Source organism: Lewinella sp. (assembly GCF_050633125.1).
In the GTDB taxonomy this organism is placed as follows: Bacteria; Bacteroidota; Bacteroidia; order Chitinophagales; family Saprospiraceae; genus Lewinella.
This window is the reverse complement of the sequence record NZ_JBOEFX010000176.1, coordinates 12,947-29,604: the sequence shown is the minus strand read 5'-3', so window position 1 is coordinate 29,604 and position 16,658 is coordinate 12,947. Positions and strand designations below refer to the sequence as shown.

The 16,658-nt window shown below is 44.1% G+C and carries 16 protein-coding genes, 1 tRNA gene and 1 pseudogene; 3 read left to right on the top strand and 15 right to left on the bottom strand.

What is annotated here, in order from left to right:
- The 6 genes and pseudogenes from ACRBG0_RS27185 to ACRBG0_RS27160 form a co-directional block, all read right to left on the bottom strand.
- On the bottom strand, positions 1-292 hold a 292-nt coding region (locus ACRBG0_RS27185), incomplete at its 3' end, for an FAD-dependent oxidoreductase (RefSeq protein WP_431489977.1).
- Positions 293-295: 3 nt separating this feature from the next.
- Positions 296-1,216, bottom strand: a complete 921-nt coding sequence (locus ACRBG0_RS27180) for an aldo/keto reductase (protein ID WP_431489976.1) — start codon at positions 1,214-1,216, stop codon at positions 296-298.
- 246 nt (positions 1,217-1,462) lie between these two features.
- A pseudogene (locus ACRBG0_RS27175) lies at positions 1,463-2,041 on the bottom strand (hypothetical protein); the annotation flags it as partial.
- 11 nt (positions 2,042-2,052) lie between these two features.
- Positions 2,053-3,237 (bottom strand): family 1 glycosylhydrolase, encoded by a 1,185-nt coding sequence (locus ACRBG0_RS27170; protein ID WP_431489975.1) that lies wholly within the window; start codon positions 3,235-3,237, stop codon positions 2,053-2,055.
- 29 nt (positions 3,238-3,266) lie between these two features.
- Positions 3,267-4,373, bottom strand: a complete 1,107-nt coding sequence (locus ACRBG0_RS27165; protein WP_431489974.1) for a TolB family protein — start codon at positions 4,371-4,373, stop codon at positions 3,267-3,269.
- Positions 4,374-4,613: 240 nt separating this feature from the next.
- Positions 4,614-5,426: a T9SS type A sorting domain-containing protein gene (locus ACRBG0_RS27160; protein WP_431489973.1), complete on the bottom strand. Its 813-nt coding sequence runs from the start codon at positions 5,424-5,426 to the stop codon at positions 4,614-4,616.
- A gap of 79 nt (positions 5,427-5,505) precedes the next feature.
- On the opposite strand from ACRBG0_RS27160, the gene lipB reads away from it, so the two are divergent.
- The 3 genes from lipB (at position 5,506) to ACRBG0_RS27145 (ending at position 7,331) form a co-directional block, all read left to right on the top strand.
- Complete coding sequence (gene lipB, locus ACRBG0_RS27155) at positions 5,506-6,264, top strand: lipoyl(octanoyl) transferase LipB (protein WP_431489972.1); 759 nt, start codon at positions 5,506-5,508, stop codon at positions 6,262-6,264.
- Between the two features lie 30 nt (positions 6,265-6,294).
- Positions 6,295-6,699 carry a hypothetical protein gene (locus ACRBG0_RS27150; RefSeq protein ID WP_431489971.1) on the top strand — a complete coding sequence of 135 codons (405 nt, stop codon included), beginning with the start codon at positions 6,295-6,297 and terminating at the stop codon, positions 6,697-6,699.
- Positions 6,700-6,797: 98 nt separating this feature from the next.
- Positions 6,798-7,331 carry an acyl-CoA thioesterase gene (locus tag ACRBG0_RS27145; protein ID WP_431489970.1) on the top strand — a complete coding sequence of 178 codons (534 nt, stop codon included), beginning with the start codon at positions 6,798-6,800 and terminating at the stop codon, positions 7,329-7,331.
- Between the two features lie 59 nt (positions 7,332-7,390).
- Here ACRBG0_RS27145 and ACRBG0_RS27140 read toward each other — a convergent pair.
- The 9 genes from ACRBG0_RS27140 to ACRBG0_RS27100 all read right to left on the bottom strand — a co-directional run bounded on the left by ACRBG0_RS27140 (position 7,391) and on the right by ACRBG0_RS27100 (position 16,565).
- Positions 7,391-7,475 (bottom strand) — tRNA-Leu (locus ACRBG0_RS27140).
- 160 nt (positions 7,476-7,635) lie between these two features.
- Positions 7,636-8,325 (bottom strand): sulfite exporter TauE/SafE family protein, encoded by a 690-nt coding sequence (locus tag ACRBG0_RS27135; RefSeq protein ID WP_431489969.1) that lies wholly within the window; start codon positions 8,323-8,325, stop codon positions 7,636-7,638.
- 62 nt (positions 8,326-8,387) lie between these two features.
- Entirely contained in the window at positions 8,388-8,840 is a 453-nt protein-coding gene (locus tag ACRBG0_RS27130) for a FixH family protein (protein ID WP_431489968.1), read from the bottom strand.
- Between the two features lie 18 nt (positions 8,841-8,858).
- The gene (gene ccoG, locus ACRBG0_RS27125; RefSeq protein ID WP_431489967.1) at positions 8,859-10,346 is read right to left on the bottom strand and encodes a cytochrome c oxidase accessory protein CcoG; all 1,488 of its coding nucleotides are present in this window, start codon (positions 10,344-10,346) and stop codon (positions 8,859-8,861) included.
- A 28-nt stretch (positions 10,347-10,374) separates the two neighbouring features.
- Positions 10,375-11,328 carry a cbb3-type cytochrome c oxidase N-terminal domain-containing protein gene (locus tag ACRBG0_RS27120; RefSeq protein ID WP_431489966.1) on the bottom strand — a complete coding sequence of 318 codons (954 nt, stop codon included), beginning with the start codon at positions 11,326-11,328 and terminating at the stop codon, positions 10,375-10,377.
- A gap of 21 nt (positions 11,329-11,349) precedes the next feature.
- Entirely contained in the window at positions 11,350-11,523 is a 174-nt protein-coding gene (locus ACRBG0_RS27115; RefSeq protein ID WP_431489965.1) for a CcoQ/FixQ family Cbb3-type cytochrome c oxidase assembly chaperone, read from the bottom strand.
- 73 nt (positions 11,524-11,596) lie between these two features.
- Positions 11,597-13,738, bottom strand: a complete 2,142-nt coding sequence (gene ccoN / locus ACRBG0_RS27110) for a cytochrome-c oxidase, cbb3-type subunit I (protein ID WP_431489964.1) — start codon at positions 13,736-13,738, stop codon at positions 11,597-11,599.
- A gap of 156 nt (positions 13,739-13,894) precedes the next feature.
- Positions 13,895-14,050: a cbb3-type cytochrome oxidase assembly protein CcoS gene (ccoS, locus tag ACRBG0_RS27105; RefSeq protein ID WP_431489963.1), complete on the bottom strand. Its 156-nt coding sequence runs from the start codon at positions 14,048-14,050 to the stop codon at positions 13,895-13,897.
- 97 nt (positions 14,051-14,147) lie between these two features.
- Complete coding sequence (locus tag ACRBG0_RS27100; protein ID WP_431489962.1) at positions 14,148-16,565, bottom strand: heavy metal translocating P-type ATPase; 2,418 nt, start codon at positions 16,563-16,565, stop codon at positions 14,148-14,150.
- Positions 16,566-16,658: the final 93 nt, after the last annotated feature.

The following is a 16,658-nucleotide window of genomic DNA, read 5'->3' as shown; positions in this document are numbered from 1 at the left end:
CAATCGCATAATATTTATCAAAATCAAACAGGATGAAATCTTTGTGATCACGAGTAAAACGCGCCTTGTTTTCATCCGACATACGAGCGGTAGCTACCGAACGAGGGTAATGATAGCCACTATGCAAACGTGCTTGGTTAACAACAGAGGCTTTCTGCATTAACTGCTTCTCCTTTTCAACGACGATCACCCGGCACCCTTTCGATGAAAGGTACAACGCTGCGTATGCCCCAAAAATCCCACCACCAACTATTAGAAAATCGGTATTTGTATTTTTTCCTGATACAGTCATTCGTTATGCTTCGATATTTTCAAGAGCTTCATACAGCAGCGTATAATCTTCGGTATAAAGCTGCTGCAACCAGGAAAAAGAATCGGTCAAGTGCTCTATCCTTGAAGGACCTAATAAGATCCCGGAAATCCCTGGGTGATAAGCAGCATAAAGCATCCCCAACTGGTTCATATTCAGCTCCAGGCCTCGATTGGAAGGTAAAATCGCCCTTGTTGCTAATAAATCATTCAGCTGGCTTGTCAGCTTTTCGTGTGTATCCGGATTGCCACCTCTCGCCAATAGGGAAGCTTTAGAGGAATATCCTTTGGGATTTAATTTCACCCCACCAGCATTGATTCCGTATGCAATGAAAGATGATCGCTCGTGAAGTGGAGCGTACCGCTCATAATCGGTGTAGAGCAGGTTATGCTTTAGTTCTACAGGTAAATCGTCTAAGGAATGAGTCGCTAAAACCTCAGCATATATTTCTGGATAACGAATGCCTGACAGACCAATCTTCCAACGACCTTCACCTAACCTCTGTAAGGTTGATATTGTGGTATCGATCTCCTTTCCCTCTTTCCTGTTATCCCAATGAATCATCACACAAGCCAAATTGGCTCCTAGCAAGTTTTCATATTCTTCCACACAGATCATTAAAAAACTAGGGGAAAGATTTTGATCGGGGGTCATCATATTATTGAGACTCCCCACCTTCATGATCACTTCCAAATCAGTGACTTCGTGGGTAGTAATCCACTCCGCAAGCAACTTTTCAGCTCTTCTGAAATCCGAAGGATTTTTATTGATAGGATAATTGGTGGCCGTATCAATACGCCTCCCTCCCTTTTGGTAGAATTCATCCAAAAGGGCAAAACAGCCTTCTCTGTCAATTGTCCATCCCCACATGGCTGTCCCTAAAATAAGGTCAGGTGGAGTGCGCATAGCCCTCTTCATTATTTTTTTGCCTTTCCGGAATATACAATCCCTATTCCTGGTGTAAACCCTAAATACTGATGGTAAGCTGCCGCGAAATCAAGGCGCCATTGATCCAACAACAAATAGCCAATTCCAAAACTGAGCATACTAGGTTCAGTAGCGATACCAGCTCGGAGAAAAAACTCATCAAGCAGTTGGTATTCCAAACCTACTCGTACCCTTACGGGATAAAGAATATCTTTCTCTACCTNNGTGTGTGCCAGGGTCATATTGAAACCCAACACTTAGCACAGAGGGTAAATCTTCGTCTTCTAAAAGTGCTACACGCACCGGGTTAGCAACCCTTCCCGCCAGTGTCACCGAAGGACTAAGGATGGCCTGTAGGCCCAATTCGAAACTAACAACCTGCTTATTGCCGTATTCCGGAATGTTAACCCCCAGCGTGTAAATCTGTGCCCCCAAATTGACTTTGTCACTCAACTTTCGACCATATAGCAGTCCTATTCTTTGTTCGTTGTATCCTTCAAAACCATAATAACCAACAGTCAATCCGCCTGTACCTGCTCCTAGTGAGAATGCACCAACAGCACTTACTTGTCGAATGTCACTGAGTGCAAAACGTTGTTCGCCGTAAAGCGCAAAAGTTGTTTGAGAAACGCCAGCCAAACCGGCAGGGTTTCCCCAGCCAGCGTGCACATCCTGAAAAGTGAGACCTACTCCTCCTACGCCTAATCCACGAGCTCCGCTTACTTGGGGGCTCCCAAGCTGAGCCAACAAGCCAGTATAAGCGAATAGGCTAATAACGAAAAGAGGAAAGAATGACTTGAACATAATCCTGTACATTATTGGGGTACTTCATTTTTTTCACAAACGGTTGCATAAAAATCAGCGGCTCTGGTATTTCTACGCTCCATGGTTTTCCAATCAACGGTGATCAATCCAAAACGGTAAGTATTCCCCAGGTTCCATTCGAAGTTATCGAACGTACTCCAGAAAATATAACCCTCCAAAGGAATTCCTTCCTGGATCACCTCATGACATTCCCGTAAATAATCTTTTAACGCGGATATCCGTAACTCAGGATCATCGGTACAAATACCGTTCTCTGTTATAATTATCGGCTTTTGATAGCGCTCATAAATCCGGCGGATAATTCGACTCAAGCCCTCCGGTCGGTAACCCCACATTTGATCATGAGGAATGCCCATTTTACCAAGTTGCCCAGGATTGTCGATTTCCGTAACTGGCAATGGGCCAAAGGGAATATAAGCGTAGTAGCTAAGTCCCCAAAAATCTACTTTCTCAAAGTAGCTTGCTGCACGGATGTGAAACCACCAATCCATGAATTTTGCCGGCAATTTACCAAGCCAATTCAATCCTTCAAACCAAGCCGTATTCAGCGAGATACCCACGGGGGCGTCCGGAAATCGATCATTAAGCAACTCTACCGCTATATCATGAGCACGCCCCATGTGGCGAAGCACCCGATTGGCCTTTGAGTAGCTTTTCTTAAAAGGCGGAAAATTGCCTAATAAGTAAGCATTCAAGGCATACACATTAGGTTCGTTAAAGGTATTCCAATAAACGACCAGGTCACCAAAGGCATCCATACAACGGCGAGCAAAATCTACATAAGCAGGAATTGCGCTTTCTTCTGTCCACCCTCCATCATTCTCCAACCATACTGGATGGGTAAAATGATGGAGGACAAACATTATTTTCATTCCTTTTGCTTTAAGCAACAAAAAGAATTCGCGGTATTCCTCTACGACCTCTGGCTCCAGTGGCGCGTTAGCTGCTTTTTGCAAACGGGCCCAATCAACTCCACACCGATAGATGGTACCAAAACGAGCGATATGTTCTGCATCTTCTTCCCGGCGAAGCTCGTGATCCGTGGTTCGTTCAAACACAGTGCCGTCTTTAGCTACAACACCCCGCCAATTATGGTCAGACGCTGTTTCTATCTGGGCCGCCGCCGTTGACGTCCCCCATTTAAAGCCCGGTGGAAAAACGAGGCTACTGGCCATGAGAAGAAGGTTTTAGTAACAGTCGAAAATTAATCTACCCAATCAGCAATAAACACATTGGTATCACGACCGCCACCATTGTTGCGGTTGCTAGAGAAGACCAACTTTTTGCCATCATAGCTGAACATTGGAAAAGCATCAAAGGTCTCATCAAAGGTGATCTGCTGGAGGTTTTCGCCATTTAGATCAATGCTAAAAATATTGAACTGGCGACCGCTTTCCACATGGTGGTTGGAGGAAAACAGAATCTTTTCTCCGCCTGGATGGAAATAAGGTGCCCAGTTGGCCTTACCCAGGTTAGTGATCTGCTGGAGGTCTGTGCCATCAACATTACAAACGTAAATTTCCATGTTGGTAGGCTGCACCAACCCCTTGGCCAATAGATCCTTGTATGTTTTTTGTGCTTCTGGTGTCTGAGGGCGAGAAGCCCGAAAAACCAACTTCGTGCCATCAGGCGAAAAGAAAGCACCACCATCATAACCAAGTCCGCTGGTTACTTGATTCATATTGGTACCATCGGTATTCATCGTCCAAAGCTCCAAATCACCGGAACGGGTAGAAGTAAATACAATCATCGATCCGTCGGGAGACAAGGTAGCTTCCGCATCATAACCATCATTCGTGGTAAGTTGCTTGGTAATATTGCCTTCCAGGTCAGCTACGAAAATATCAAAGTCCTTGAAAATTGGCCAGGTATACAATCCGTTAGCCGGGCGCTCCATCTGTGGGCATTCGTCGCCACCCAGGTGGGTACTGGCGTAAAGGATACTTTTATCACCCGGCATGAAGTAAGCACAAGTGGTACGTCCTTTGCCTGTACTAAGCAATGGAGGCGTATCCCCTTCAAAGCCTCCGATGGGCATGTAATAAATCTGATCACATTCAGCGCCCCAAGCAGGGTTCTCTGCCTGAAAAACAAGGTGGGTATTGTCAAAACTAAAGTAGGCCTCTGCATTGTTGCCACCAAAGGTTAGTTGTTGCACATTATTTAAGTGCACCTCTTTTTCGAAAGCCAAGTTTGGCGTTTCATTTGTTTCTTCTGCTGCATCTTCGGCAGTGTCGGTTGCAGTAGTGTCGGCAGTATTGTTACAAGAAATAATACATGCGAGAAAAGAGAGGAAAAAGAAAATTCTCATTGGTAATTATTGAGTTAAGAACAGCACGAAAATAAAAAGCGATTCTGTCTTTCACAATAGTTAAATAAACGCTTCATTTTAAGTGTTTTAACTATTTGAAAACCTTAAAAAAATCGTATTTTATTTTCTGCGCAATACATGAAACGCCGAATAGGGTTTATTCGGCCTAAAAATAAAAGACTTCCAAAGCTACGGGGAACTTTGGAAGTCTTAGGTATAGTCAAAGAATTAATTTCTCGATTAAATCTTCTGTAGAGGTAGGGAAGAAGTTTCACCCTGCTCATTCTGTAGGCGTACCCAGTAGGCGCCAGCTGGTAATTCAGACAAATCCACATTCATATTGTGCTGACCAGAAAGCAACTGACCTGCAAAGATCTGCTGTACTTTCGCACCTTGAGCATTATACAAACCGATATTCAAGGTACTTGTATTTGCCAAGTCCAATTTCAAGGTACTAACACCTGATGTTGGGTTAGGAGCAACCAAGAGGCTGGTAAGCGCCGCCACTTCTTCTACACGAGTCGCACTCATCGGCACGTATGGTGCCGCATCTACTACGCCACATGCGTCGATAGCACTACGCCATTCCGGTGCACCAGAACTATAAGGCCAGATATCCCAGGAAATACCACCATCAGGACAGATAATGGAAACCGTAGGAAAACCTGTGAAATTGAAGTTGCTCGCATAGAGGTTAACAACATCATCCGCTCCGCCATCAACGCCTCCAGCTGGAGAGGTAAAGCCAAACTGTGATTCAAAACCAGCGATAGCAGCATCTGAATCTCTATCACTTAGGGACCACATGATTACATTTTTCCCTTGCCCGGTATAATCTTCCGTAATACTCACCAGTTCAGGAGAGGATTGCTGACATGGGCCACAGTTTACAAAGAAGAAATCAATGATTACAATATATCCTTGGTCAAGGGCATGTTGCATGTTGTGGGTATCCCCGTGTGTGTCTGTAAATGTAAAATCAAGTGCTTGCTGAGCCTGAAGGCCAAAGCTGGTTAATAACATCAAGCTTAGGTAGGTAAAAACTTTTTTCATTTTGTTTGTTTTAGTAATGTATTAATCAATGCCTCTAATGTAAATATTATGTTCGCATTCCCCCTTATCTTTGTGACAAATGCCATTTGAATTGCAAAAAGAAAAAATTCAGGAAGTCCAATTTCTAAACCTCGGCTTGGTTGATTACCAAGAAGCTTGGGACTTTCAAACCCTGCGCCACAAAGAGCTCGTTGCCAGAAAACTACGCAACCGTGAGCTTACTAAGGCGGGTGCAGCAACAGAAAAACAAGAACACTTTCTTATTTTCTGTGAGCATCCTCCTGTCTATACTTTGGGTAAAACCGGCTCTTTGGATCATTTACTGCTGGATGAAGAAGGGCTGACTGAAAAAGGATTCACCTTTTATAAGATCAACCGAGGAGGAGATATCACCTATCACGGCCCTGGCCAAATTGTTGGCTATCCTATTTTTGATCTGGATTGCTTTTTTACGGACGTCCACAAATATGTGCGCTACCTGGAAGAAGCGGTGATGCTTACACTGAAAGAATATGGCATTGAGAGCTATCGAGAAAAGGGCTATACGGGTGTTTGGCTACCTGCAACGGCCAATGCTCCGAAGCGAAAAATCTGCGCCATTGGTGTCCACTTGAGCAGGTGGGTAACACTCCATGGCTTTGCATTCAATGTAAACACCATGCTTGATCACTTTGAAAACATTATACCTTGTGGTATACAAGATGATGACAAAAGCGTCACGAGTATGGCCAAAGAGCTTGGTAAAACAATGAATATGCAAGAAGTACAGGATAAATTAAAGCAACATTTTGCAGATTTATTCAACTATACTTACAAAGCTTCTGCCATTGAAGCTTAAGTTACACTGCAAAACAACTAACAATTTCTTATGTTAAAAGATATACCCCGCCAGAAGGTGGAAGATTTGGCGATTGCTATCATACCACCAGCTGAGAGTTCTGAAGATGACCTTTGGGATGTGATGATTATCAATTTACACGAGGCCCGAATCCAGAGTGTAATGGTTACGGCCAAAGGTTATGGAGAAATTACCGGAGAAAAGAAGGAAACAGCCACCTTCCGGTATTTTATTGAAGAGGTAGCCGCACTGGCTATTGAAAAAATAGAACCTATTCAACCCGCTGTTTTCGAACTGACAAACGAGTATTGGGTGAGCTTCAGCCTCGATGGGCATTTATTCGATAAAAAATACATCTTTGTGAAAGGAAGCATTTCTCCCGAAAACTTCACCCCGATACCCTTTTTGAATAGAAAAGGTATTCTGATCAGATAATTCACCCCAAGTATTGCGCAAAAATAAATTGCTAGTTTTTTGAAAAACGTCGACCCAATTTATTGCTGTGCTGTTCTCAACAACAACCAAGACACTCCATGAGTGAAGAACTAAAAGGAAAACGCGTAACGGTCTCTAGCACCACCATGACAGAAATGATCATGCCCAATGATACCAACCCGATGGGCAACCTCATGGGAGGCAACCTACTCCGATGGATGGATATTGTTTGTGGCATCTGTGCCGGAAAGCACTGCGAACGCCACGTAGTTACAGCTTCTGTGGATCATGTAAGCTTCAAGAAAGCCATCAAGGTTGGCGATGTAATCACCTTGGAGGCATCCGTTACCCGAGCGTTCCGCACTTCTGTAGAAGTCTTTGTGGAAGTATACGCCACCGACATCAAAGGGCACAACCCAAGAAGGTGCAATTCTGCCTATTACACTTTCGTAGGTCTGGATCAGGAAAATGGAAAGCCGGTAGAAATCCCCCCCGTTATCCCTGTTACTGAGATTGAACAACAACGCTTCGATGCAGCTCCCCGACGTCGTGAAATGCGACTTATCCTGGGCGGGCGGCTAAAGCCCGAAAATGCACCAGGGATAAGGGCGCTTTTTGAGTCTATTGTTTAGGTGACTTTATAGGATAAAAAAAAAGCCTGACTCATTACTGAGTCAGGCTTCCGTTTAAGTACCCGGAGCGGGGGTTGAACCCGCACTTCCGTTATGGAAACAGGATTTTAAGTCCTGCGTGTCTACCAATTCCACCATCCGGGCGGCAAACTTTTGATGCCCCATCATTCTGGAGCGACGCAAAAGTACAAAAATCTCTAATATTCAAAAGCAATTAACAAAAATCTGTGAAAAATAATTCCGCCTCCTAGGTAATAGACCGCGAATTGAACGGATCAAACGGATTTTCATAGATTCTTTTTCATCAATGACACATGGGTGCATTATTCAGTGCTTCCCACAGATCAAAGGAGGCGGGCAACTGGAACTGTAAAGCACGCCAGATCAAGAACGCTCCCATTAAGGTCAGTACAACAGGGTATGCTTTGCGCAAATATTTTTGAATCTTCAGGCCCGACATCTGCCCCAATAAAGTCACCGCCAACAACAGCGGCAATGTACCCAACCCGAAAGCCATCATGTAAAACACGCCAGACTGCCAGCTAGCGGTTGTGAGTGCCCCAGCCAAAGCGAGATACACCAAACCACAAGGCAACAGCCCGTTAAGCATTCCCAGAGAGAAGATTGCCGATAAACCTGTCTTATTGACCAAACGTGCAAAGGCACTTTTCAATCGAACGTAAAAACTTGACAAGAGCGGTGAAGACCAGATCTTCAACTCTACCTGTACAGAAAACAAACCGATCACTACCAGTAAAGCGCCGAGTATCAGCGTCAGCCAGGATTGTAGCCCGACTAAAAACACGCCTTTGCCCAGAAAACCCATCAAAGCACCCAGTGTAGCGTAAGTGATGATTCGGCCTGCGTTGTAAAGCAACAAGCGGCCTACTCGACCCCCTTTCTGCCCAAAAGGCAAAGCCAACATCAGCGGCCCACACATACCAACGCAGTGTAGGCTACCAAGAAGACCAAATGTGAAAGCGGTGAAGAGCATGGTTATTGACTATTGGTTGATGGTCAAGTTAGGAAAATCGAAGTCTCTGTACCCAGTACCCTTTATCTGAGGTCAATAATTTTTTCTGCGAAATAAGGCGTATCAGCTGCCTCCCAGTACACCTTTACTTTCCAGCGACCTACGGGTAGCTTAGCCATTTGTACTTCCATCTGGCCTGCTTGGTCTACCGCGATAGGTAATTGCCAATCCATCGACTTATCATCAGGGCGGTAAAAGGCTATTTGCCCTGTTGCGGAAGCGGCCAAATCCGTAGGAAAAGCAAGCACTAGCTTCTTTCCATCACTTTGCCATTTCATGCGTAATGGTTCCTCCAACTTAGCGGAATTTTCCAATCGATCGTACTGGTTCTGGTAGGCCAAATCCTCTTCGTAGTAATTTTCCACCACCAAGCTGTGGTCAACTTTAGTGGACTCATATACTGAAAAAAACAGGACGGAGGCAAAGAGGACGTAGAATACAAATATTCCCGTACCCCAATTGAATTCAATATTCATAATACACGCTGTTTTCAATTACTTGATCGGTCCTAAGAAATTGGTCTCTGTAGATTCCAACAACTTATCACCTTCCCATAGCTCTATTTTAATCGATTGTTTTCGTTCTTGCACCTGATCTTCGGGAAGAAGAATAAAGAAGGCTCCTTCACTCATCATATCTGGTGTCAACTCAGGAGCATCACCAATGAATTGAATTTTGGCATCCGGGTGATCAGGGAATCGAAATTCTGGCACATATAATTCAGTTGTTTTATTAAACAGCTGATAATTGTACAAGTTACTAATTTCTCCTTGCTCTGTTTCATAATAAAGCTTACCTGGAGTACGTAGAATGATAGCCTCTACATTTGTGCGACCAGCAAACAAGATAATATTTACAATAATCAAAACCCCTAATGCAATAGAATATGCAATAGCACGAGGCGTAAATATATTTCGGGTTTGATTCACGACACCATTATGGCTATCGTAACGAATAAGCCCCTTGGGACGATCAATCTTGACCATCACCTCATCACAAGCATCCATACAAGCGGTACAGTTCACACATTCTAGCTGAACGCCATCACGGATATCTATCCCTGTAGGACACACCTGTACACAAAGTGTACAATCAATACAATCTCCCAGCACTTTCAAGGGAGGTGCTTCAGAAACACCTGTTGCTGAATCAGTATCTGCCACCGCCGCTTGCATACTGGCAATAGGATTGGCTTTCCTTGCAGGCTTCCGTTTTTTCTTACCGCGCGGTTCTCCGCGAACAAAATCATAGGCCACTTGGATCGTATCATTATCCGTCAGCACACCCTGCAGACGACCGTAAGGACAAATGGTCGTACAAACCTGCTCTCTTAGGCTTGCAAAAACAAAATAGAAAGCTCCTGTAAAACCAATCATAGCAAGGAAGCCTCCAAAGTTTTCAGAAGGCGATGACGTAATAATATTAAACACCCTTTCTGGCCCAATCAAATAAGACAAGAAAGTATGTGCAATCAATACCGCAACCAGAATAAACAAGGTTTGTTTAATTACCTTTTTTCTGATTTTTTCGGGTGTCCACGGTGCTTTATTCAACCTCTTTTGAGCACTCGAATCACCCTCTACCCAATATTCAATTTTGCGAAAGACCATCTCCATGAAGATCGTCTGGGGACAAACCCAGCCGCAAAAGAGCCTTCCAAATACTACTGTAAACAGGGCAATAAACACCACCAGGGTAAGCATTGCCACTACGAACAAGTGAAAATCCTGAGGCGTGAAGTGCATACCAAACAGGTAGAAATCACGCCCCAGAATATCCAGGCGAATAAGCGGATTGCCATTAATTTTCACAAATGGCAGTGCAAACAATACGGCTAGTAATACCCAGCTGACATAGGTGCGCGCATTGGTCCAGGAGCCTTTCGGCTTCTTGGGGTATATCCAAATACGCTTACCATCACTGTCTACCGTTTTGATAGAATTACGGTACTCTTCCGTGTCGTTAATTTCGTTTGCATTCATAACTATTCGCCTCTATTTTCGGCTTTAATTATTCGTTCATCCCCAATTGATCATCATCAGCTTCAGTAGCTTCATTTCCGTCTTCTTCTGTAGGCTTATAAAGCTCGCCTTCTGGGTCTTTGGGGTTTGGAGGAGTAGTACCTACGAGCGTAAGAATATAGCTGGCTACCCGCTGCATGTCACTAGACCGCAACTGGCTCTTCCAAGAAATCATTCCTTTTTCCGGAACCCCATACTTGATGGTTCTGAAAGCATCATTGATGGTTCCACCATGCAAGAAATAGTTATCCGTCATATTAGGTCCTACACCACCCTGCCCTTCGGCACCGTGGCAAACTGCACATTTATTGATAAAAATACTCGCGCCTAATGCCAGTTCGTTTTCATCTTCCAGCATGACGACCGTATTTTCATCTACCTGATCAGACTGCATCGCCAAGTAAGCTTTGACTTCTTCTTCAGCTTCTTCTACCTCTACAAGGTATTGCTCAGAAGAAGACAATCCTTTGTCAGCAATGTGGTAGTAAGAAAAGTACACAACACCTGCAATAATCGTTGCATAGAACATACCTACCCACCAAGGAGGGAGGATGTTATCTAATTCGCGAATACCATCGTAATTGTGATCAAGCATTACATCAGCTTCCTTCTCTATAGGTACTGCTTTGGTCAAATCCTTGTACCAACGCTGCCAAGAACTTTGCTTATGCTGAATAGCAACTTTCTCAGCAACTTCAATTCCATGCTCCTTGAGTACCCGAATCCGGTTAAGCTCCATGAGCTGATTATTCAGGTGAAAGATGGCTCCAATAGCACCAATAACAGCTCCGGCACCAACGATGAGTATCAGGTTTTCTAAAACCCAGGTTAGCCAATCAGAACTTGTGCCTGCTTGGGCAGTACCTGCGTCATTTGCATATGCCGACCCCAGAATGCAGAGCAAAAGGAAGGTCAGGCTAAATTTTATAATATTCGTTTTCATAACAAAAACTTAAGGGTGGTCTTATTTAATGTTTTCTTCATCCAAAGGCAGCTCTGCCATGTGTTCTACATAAGCTTTGCTTTTACCCCAGATGGCAATGGCACTGATCGTAAACATTAGAAAGAAAGTAATCAGCGAGAAAATGGCCATCCAGTTGACACTTTGTTCGCCGCTGGCCAGAATATATTTATACATGGTATTTTGATTTTTGCATCTTAGAGGCTGGCAGTTTACCCAAGGGCCACCTGCCAGCCACTAGAAAGATGATTTACTCTGCCTTAGCTTCCGCTGGCGGCTTAATATCGGTTCCTAAACGTTGGAGGTAAGCAATCAAGGCAATGATTTCCTTATCTGCTAATCCTTCCATTTCGATACCGTCTCTGTTCAAGCTGGCAGCGATACCTGCAGCCTGAGCCTTGGCCTCTTCTACCGCATTCTCGATGTATTCATCAGTGTAAGGCGTACCCAAGGTTTTGAGGGTTTTCAACTTGGCAATCGTCATGCCCAAGTCCATGTCATCCTCGATGAACCATGGATAAGGTGGCATGATAGAGCCCGGAGACGTACTCGTTGGGTCATACATGTGGTTGAAATGCCAGCTATCAGGGTATTTACCTCCTAAACGGTGTAAATCCGGCCCTGTTCGCTTACTACCCCACAAGAATGGGCGGTCGTAGATGAATTCTCCTGATTTAGAGTATTCCCCGTAACGCTCGGTTTCACTACGGAAAGGACGAATCATTTGCGAGTGACAGCCCAAACAGCCTTCACGGATATACATATCTCGCCCTTCCAACTCAAGTGCAGTGTAAGGCTTCACGCTCTCGATTTTCGGAACATTATCTTCGATGGTAATCATCGGGAAGACCTCTACTAAACCACCAATCAGAATAGCAATCGTAGCTCCAATCAACAACTGAACAGGACGACGCTCAATCCAACGGTGCCAGTATTCTCCTTTGTGACCACCTGTGAAAGCAACCTCTCGAGAAGGAGCTTGTACTTCTTCATCACCAATAAAGTGACCGGTAGTAGCTGTTTTGATCAGGTTGTACATCATTACAAACACCCCTACTAAGTAGATTGCACCACCTATTACCCGAAGTTTATACATCGGTAAAATCTGTGTTACCGTTTCCAGGAAGTTACCATACTTAAGGATACCCTCAGGTAAAAACTCTTTCCACATCAAACTCTGAGTCCAACCGGCCCAGTAAAGAGGAATAGCATAAAACAGGATACCAAAAGTACCGATCCAGAAGTGAGCGTTTGCCAACTTGGTAGAGTACAGTTTATTGCCATAAAGACGAGGGAACAACCAGTACAACATACCAAACGTCAGCATACCATTCCAGCCAAGGGTACCAATGTGTACGTGGCCAACAGTCCAGTCGGTATAGTGACTGATAGCGTTGACACTCTTGATCGACATCAACGGCCCTTCAAGGGTAGACATACCATAAGCGGTAACCGCCACCACCATGAATTTCAGTACAGGGTCGGTACGTACCCGATCCCAGGCACCACGTAGTGTCAAAAGACCATTCAACATCCCCCCCCAACTAGGAGCGATCAGCATCAAAGAGAAAGCCATCCCTAAAGACTGCGCCCAATCAGGTAAAGAAGTATAAAGTAAATGGTGAGGTCCAGCCCAGATGTAGATAAAAATCAAAGCCCAGAAGTGGATAATCGACAGGCGGTAAGAATATACCGGGCGATTAGCTGCTTTAGGAATAAAGTAGTACATCAAGCCCAGATAAGGCGTGGTAAGGAAGAATGCTACTGCATTGTGGCCATACCACCATTGCACTAAGGCATCCTGTACCCCAGCGAAAACAGGGTAACTCTTCCATAGTGAAACAGGAAGCTCCAGGTTATTACCGATATGCAAAACAGTAACGGTAACCCAGGTTGCAATAAAGAACCAGATAGCAACATAAAGGTGTTGCTCCCGACGCTTAAGAATAGTACCAAACATATTGATACCAAACACCACCCATATACCAGCAATCGCAATATCGATAGGCCATTCCAATTCTGCATACTCGTGCGAACTGGTAATCCCCAACGGCAAAGTAATTGCGGCAGCGAGGATAATAGCTTGCCAACCCCAAAAGTGAATACTACTGAGTAGATCACTGTACATTCTGGTTTTCAGCAAACGCTGTAAAGAGTAGTATACACCTGTAAAAATACCATTACCTACGAAAGCGAAGATAACGGCATTGGTGTGAAGGGGGCGAATTCGGCCGAAGGTAGTTTCGGCTAAACCTAGATTGAATATCGGCCAGACCATCTGTAGTGCTGCAAGCAACCCTACGGTCATACCTACAATCCCCCAGATCGCAGTAACGTAAGCAAATTTCCTTACGATGCGATTGTCATAACTGAAGGTTTCCAAATTTGACATACATGCTAAAATTATTCCAGTAATTACTGGGATTAAAGTTGATTATTTCCTTCTCTGATAATTTTTGTGGTCAAGCTAAAGTGAAAATAGTAAGCGGCGATTAAGGAGCGTCATTTTTACTTTCGATTGACTCTAAACACAAAAAATATCAGAGAATCATTTTTCTGTTTTCGTTTCATCATCAAAAAGCATCCGGACAGAGGGCGTATAGTCGTCATCATATTGGCCGGAGCGCACTGCCCAAAAGAAAGCGGCCAAAAAGCCGAGTGCCACCAAAAGGCTAAGCACAATGAGAAAAAAAATAATATTCATTCGTCTTTCTTTAAGGTTTTATCAAAATACGACTGCAAGGTAGCTAGGGGGACATTCTGGTCAAGGTGACATTTGTCTGACACTGTGGTGACATTTGTCACCCCCTTAGTTTGTGCTTTATTTTTGTAAATAAAAAGTTACTCCCCAGTACACCTACAACCGCTATTGTAATAGAACTCAAGGGCATCAAAATAGCCGCAATTAAAGGAGATAATAATCCCTGAACTGCAAAACTTAGCCCAATAACATTGTAAATAAAAGCCAACACAAAGGCCCCGTAAACCAAGTGTATGGTACGCTGGCCATAATTCATAATATCTCTCAAGTTGGCAAACTGGTTACTTCCCAAAATGACATCACAAGCCGGGGTGAAATTATTTACATCTTCGGTCACCACCAGGCCAACCTCACTTTGCTGTAAAGCACCAGAATCATTTAAACCATCACCAATCATGAGTACTTTCCTTCCTTGTGCCTGAAGTTTTTTAACAAAAGCCAGTTTGTTGTGAGGGCTTTGCTCAAAATGAAGATGGTCCTCTGGAAAAAAGGCCTCCAGCTGTTTGCGGGAAGCATCATTGTCCCCGGATAAAAGATAGAGATCATATTTTTCTGACCACTCATTTAAAATTTCTTCTACGCCTGATCGATACTGATGTTTGATTACAAACGGCCCTATAATTTCTTCGCCAACTTTAGCCCAGGTACCTACCTCTTTGGTAGTTATACCCAAAAACGACGCAGAACCTAAAGCAACGGGTTCTCCTTCAAGCCTTGCCTTAACACCACTACCTGCAACCTCCTGAAAGTCTGTTACACCTGTCTGCTGGGCCGAAGGCCAAAAGGCAGACAGTAATCTACTTACGGGGTGAGAGGATTGACTGGCTAGCGATTTGATAATAGATTTATTCCTTTCGGAAATAGTGCCAGGAGCTGAAAGCTGTTCTTTACCTGCTCCTGAAGTAAGGGTCCCCGTTTTATCAAAGACAATTGTATCTACATCATAGAGCGATTCCAGCACACTGGTATTTTTGATGTACACTTGATTTTTACCTAGCAGACGCAGCGCATTTCCCAAAGTAAAAGGTACCGACAATGCCAAGGCGCATGGGCAAGCGATAATCAGCACCGCTGTAAAAGCATGTAAGGCGATACGGTGATCTATAGGCCACCAATAACCAATAGTCACTAATGCGATCAACAAAACGGTTGGTGTAAAATACCTGCCTATTTTTTCTAGCAATTGGCTACTTCCAGGGATGTACGCTTTTTGGAAAGCTTCGTCATTCCATAGTTGCGTAAGATAGCTTTGTGATACTGCTTTAACCAAGCGTACAGTAATTTCACCTCCAGTTTGCCGCCCTCCAGCAAAAAGTTGCGCTCCAACCTGGCTACGAACAGGGTCAGCTTCGCCAGTTACAAAGCTATAATCCATCCGGGCTTCACCGGAAAGTAGCTCCCCATCGGCGGGTAAAAGGCCATTATTGGTTATTTTTATTTCATCACCTATTGTCAGTTGATCAAGGGTTATACTTGACCACTTCCCCGCTAACCTACGCATTACTGCTATAGGAAAATAGCTCTGATAATTTCGTTCAAAAGAAAGATGATGGTAAGTCCGTTGTTGAAACCAACGACCAATCAAAAGAAAAAACACCAGCCCTGCCAAGCTATCCAGGTAACCGGGGCCTAATTCACTGATGATTTCAAAAACGGAGCGAAAAAACAAAACCGCTATCCCCAAGGTGATAGGAACATCGATATTGAGCTGTCGCTGTCGTAAACTCTGCCATGCTGATTGCCAGTAGGATTTGGCACTAAACAAAAGGACAGGAAGCACAAGAAGAATATTGAGGTAACCAAACCAGCGTTGGAAGGCCAGGTCTGTGAGGCCAAAATACTCTGGAAAACTCAGCAGCATAATATTGCCAAACGCAAAACCAGCAATACCTAACTGATAAGCGAAAGTACGGTCAACCACAGGCTCTTTTTCACTGCTCAGCTTATCCATTTGTAAGCGTGGTGCATACCCGATACGGGAAAGCAGCTCTACCAAGGCTCGTAAACTTATTTTTTGAGGGTCAATTTGGATGTAAGCCTCCTGAGAGAGGAAATTCACTTGGCTTTTTAACACCCCTTCATCTAAGCGATATAAGTGTTCCAATAACCAGATGCAAGAAGTACAATGAATCTGAGGCAGATGAAAGGTTACCTTCAGATGTTTATCGTCTTGATAATCACAGATTTTGGCAATTGCCGCAGGCTCATCCAGCCATGCGTAATCCTCTCTGGCACGTGTCCGTAAGGTATTACCTGGAGTAGACTCCAGGCGATAAAAAGTATCTAATTGATTCTCGGAAAGTAATTCATAGACCGTTTTACAGCCCACACAACAAAAGTTCTTATCTCCGAGTTGGATCAATTCTTCCTCGCAGGGCTCGCCACAATGATAGCAGCCCTGGCTATCATAGGTCTTTTGAGTTGTATTATCCGCATTGTGATCAAGAAGAATTGCCATAAGCGGTCCAGTAGGTTGTTAGTTAGACACAAAACTACCCGTGTCCCTATTCTTGCCGTGTGCGGTAAATCACAATAGTGGGTGACTTTTGTC

Bases quoted from the DNA above. Each gene is read 5' to 3' on its own strand.
- ACRBG0_RS27180 (WP_431489976.1), bottom strand. From the start codon at position 1,216: ATGCGCACTCCACCTGACCTTATTTTAGGGACAGCCATGTGGGGATGG.
- ACRBG0_RS27170 (WP_431489975.1), bottom strand. From the start codon at position 3,237: ATGGCCAGTAGCCTCGTTTTTCCACCGGGCTTTAAATGGGGGACGTCA.
- ACRBG0_RS27165 (WP_431489974.1), bottom strand. From the start codon at position 4,373: ATGAGAATTTTCTTTTTCCTCTCTTTTCTCGCATGTATTATTTCTTGT.
- ACRBG0_RS27160 (WP_431489973.1), bottom strand. From the start codon at position 5,426: ATGAAAAAAGTTTTTACCTACCTAAGCTTGATGTTATTAACCAGCTTT.
- lipB (WP_431489972.1), top strand. From the start codon at position 5,506: ATGCCATTTGAATTGCAAAAAGAAAAAATTCAGGAAGTCCAATTTCTA.
- ACRBG0_RS27150 (WP_431489971.1), top strand. From the start codon at position 6,295: ATGTTAAAAGATATACCCCGCCAGAAGGTGGAAGATTTGGCGATTGCT.
- ACRBG0_RS27145 (WP_431489970.1), top strand. From the start codon at position 6,798: ATGAGTGAAGAACTAAAAGGAAAACGCGTAACGGTCTCTAGCACCACC.
- ACRBG0_RS27135 (WP_431489969.1), bottom strand. From the start codon at position 8,325: ATGCTCTTCACCGCTTTCACATTTGGTCTTCTTGGTAGCCTACACTGC.
- ACRBG0_RS27130 (WP_431489968.1), bottom strand. From the start codon at position 8,840: ATGAATATTGAATTCAATTGGGGTACGGGAATATTTGTATTCTACGTC.
- ccoG (WP_431489967.1), bottom strand. From the start codon at position 10,346: ATGAATGCAAACGAAATTAACGACACGGAAGAGTACCGTAATTCTATC.
- ACRBG0_RS27120 (WP_431489966.1), bottom strand. From the start codon at position 11,328: ATGAAAACGAATATTATAAAATTTAGCCTGACCTTCCTTTTGCTCTGC.
- ACRBG0_RS27115 (WP_431489965.1), bottom strand. From the start codon at position 11,523: ATGTATAAATATATTCTGGCCAGCGGCGAACAAAGTGTCAACTGGATG.
- ccoN (WP_431489964.1), bottom strand. From the start codon at position 13,738: ATGTCAAATTTGGAAACCTTCAGTTATGACAATCGCATCGTAAGGAAA.
- ccoS (WP_431489963.1), bottom strand. From the start codon at position 14,050: ATGAATATTATTTTTTTTCTCATTGTGCTTAGCCTTTTGGTGGCACTC.
- ACRBG0_RS27100 (WP_431489962.1), bottom strand. From the start codon at position 16,565: ATGGCAATTCTTCTTGATCACAATGCGGATAATACAACTCAAAAGACC.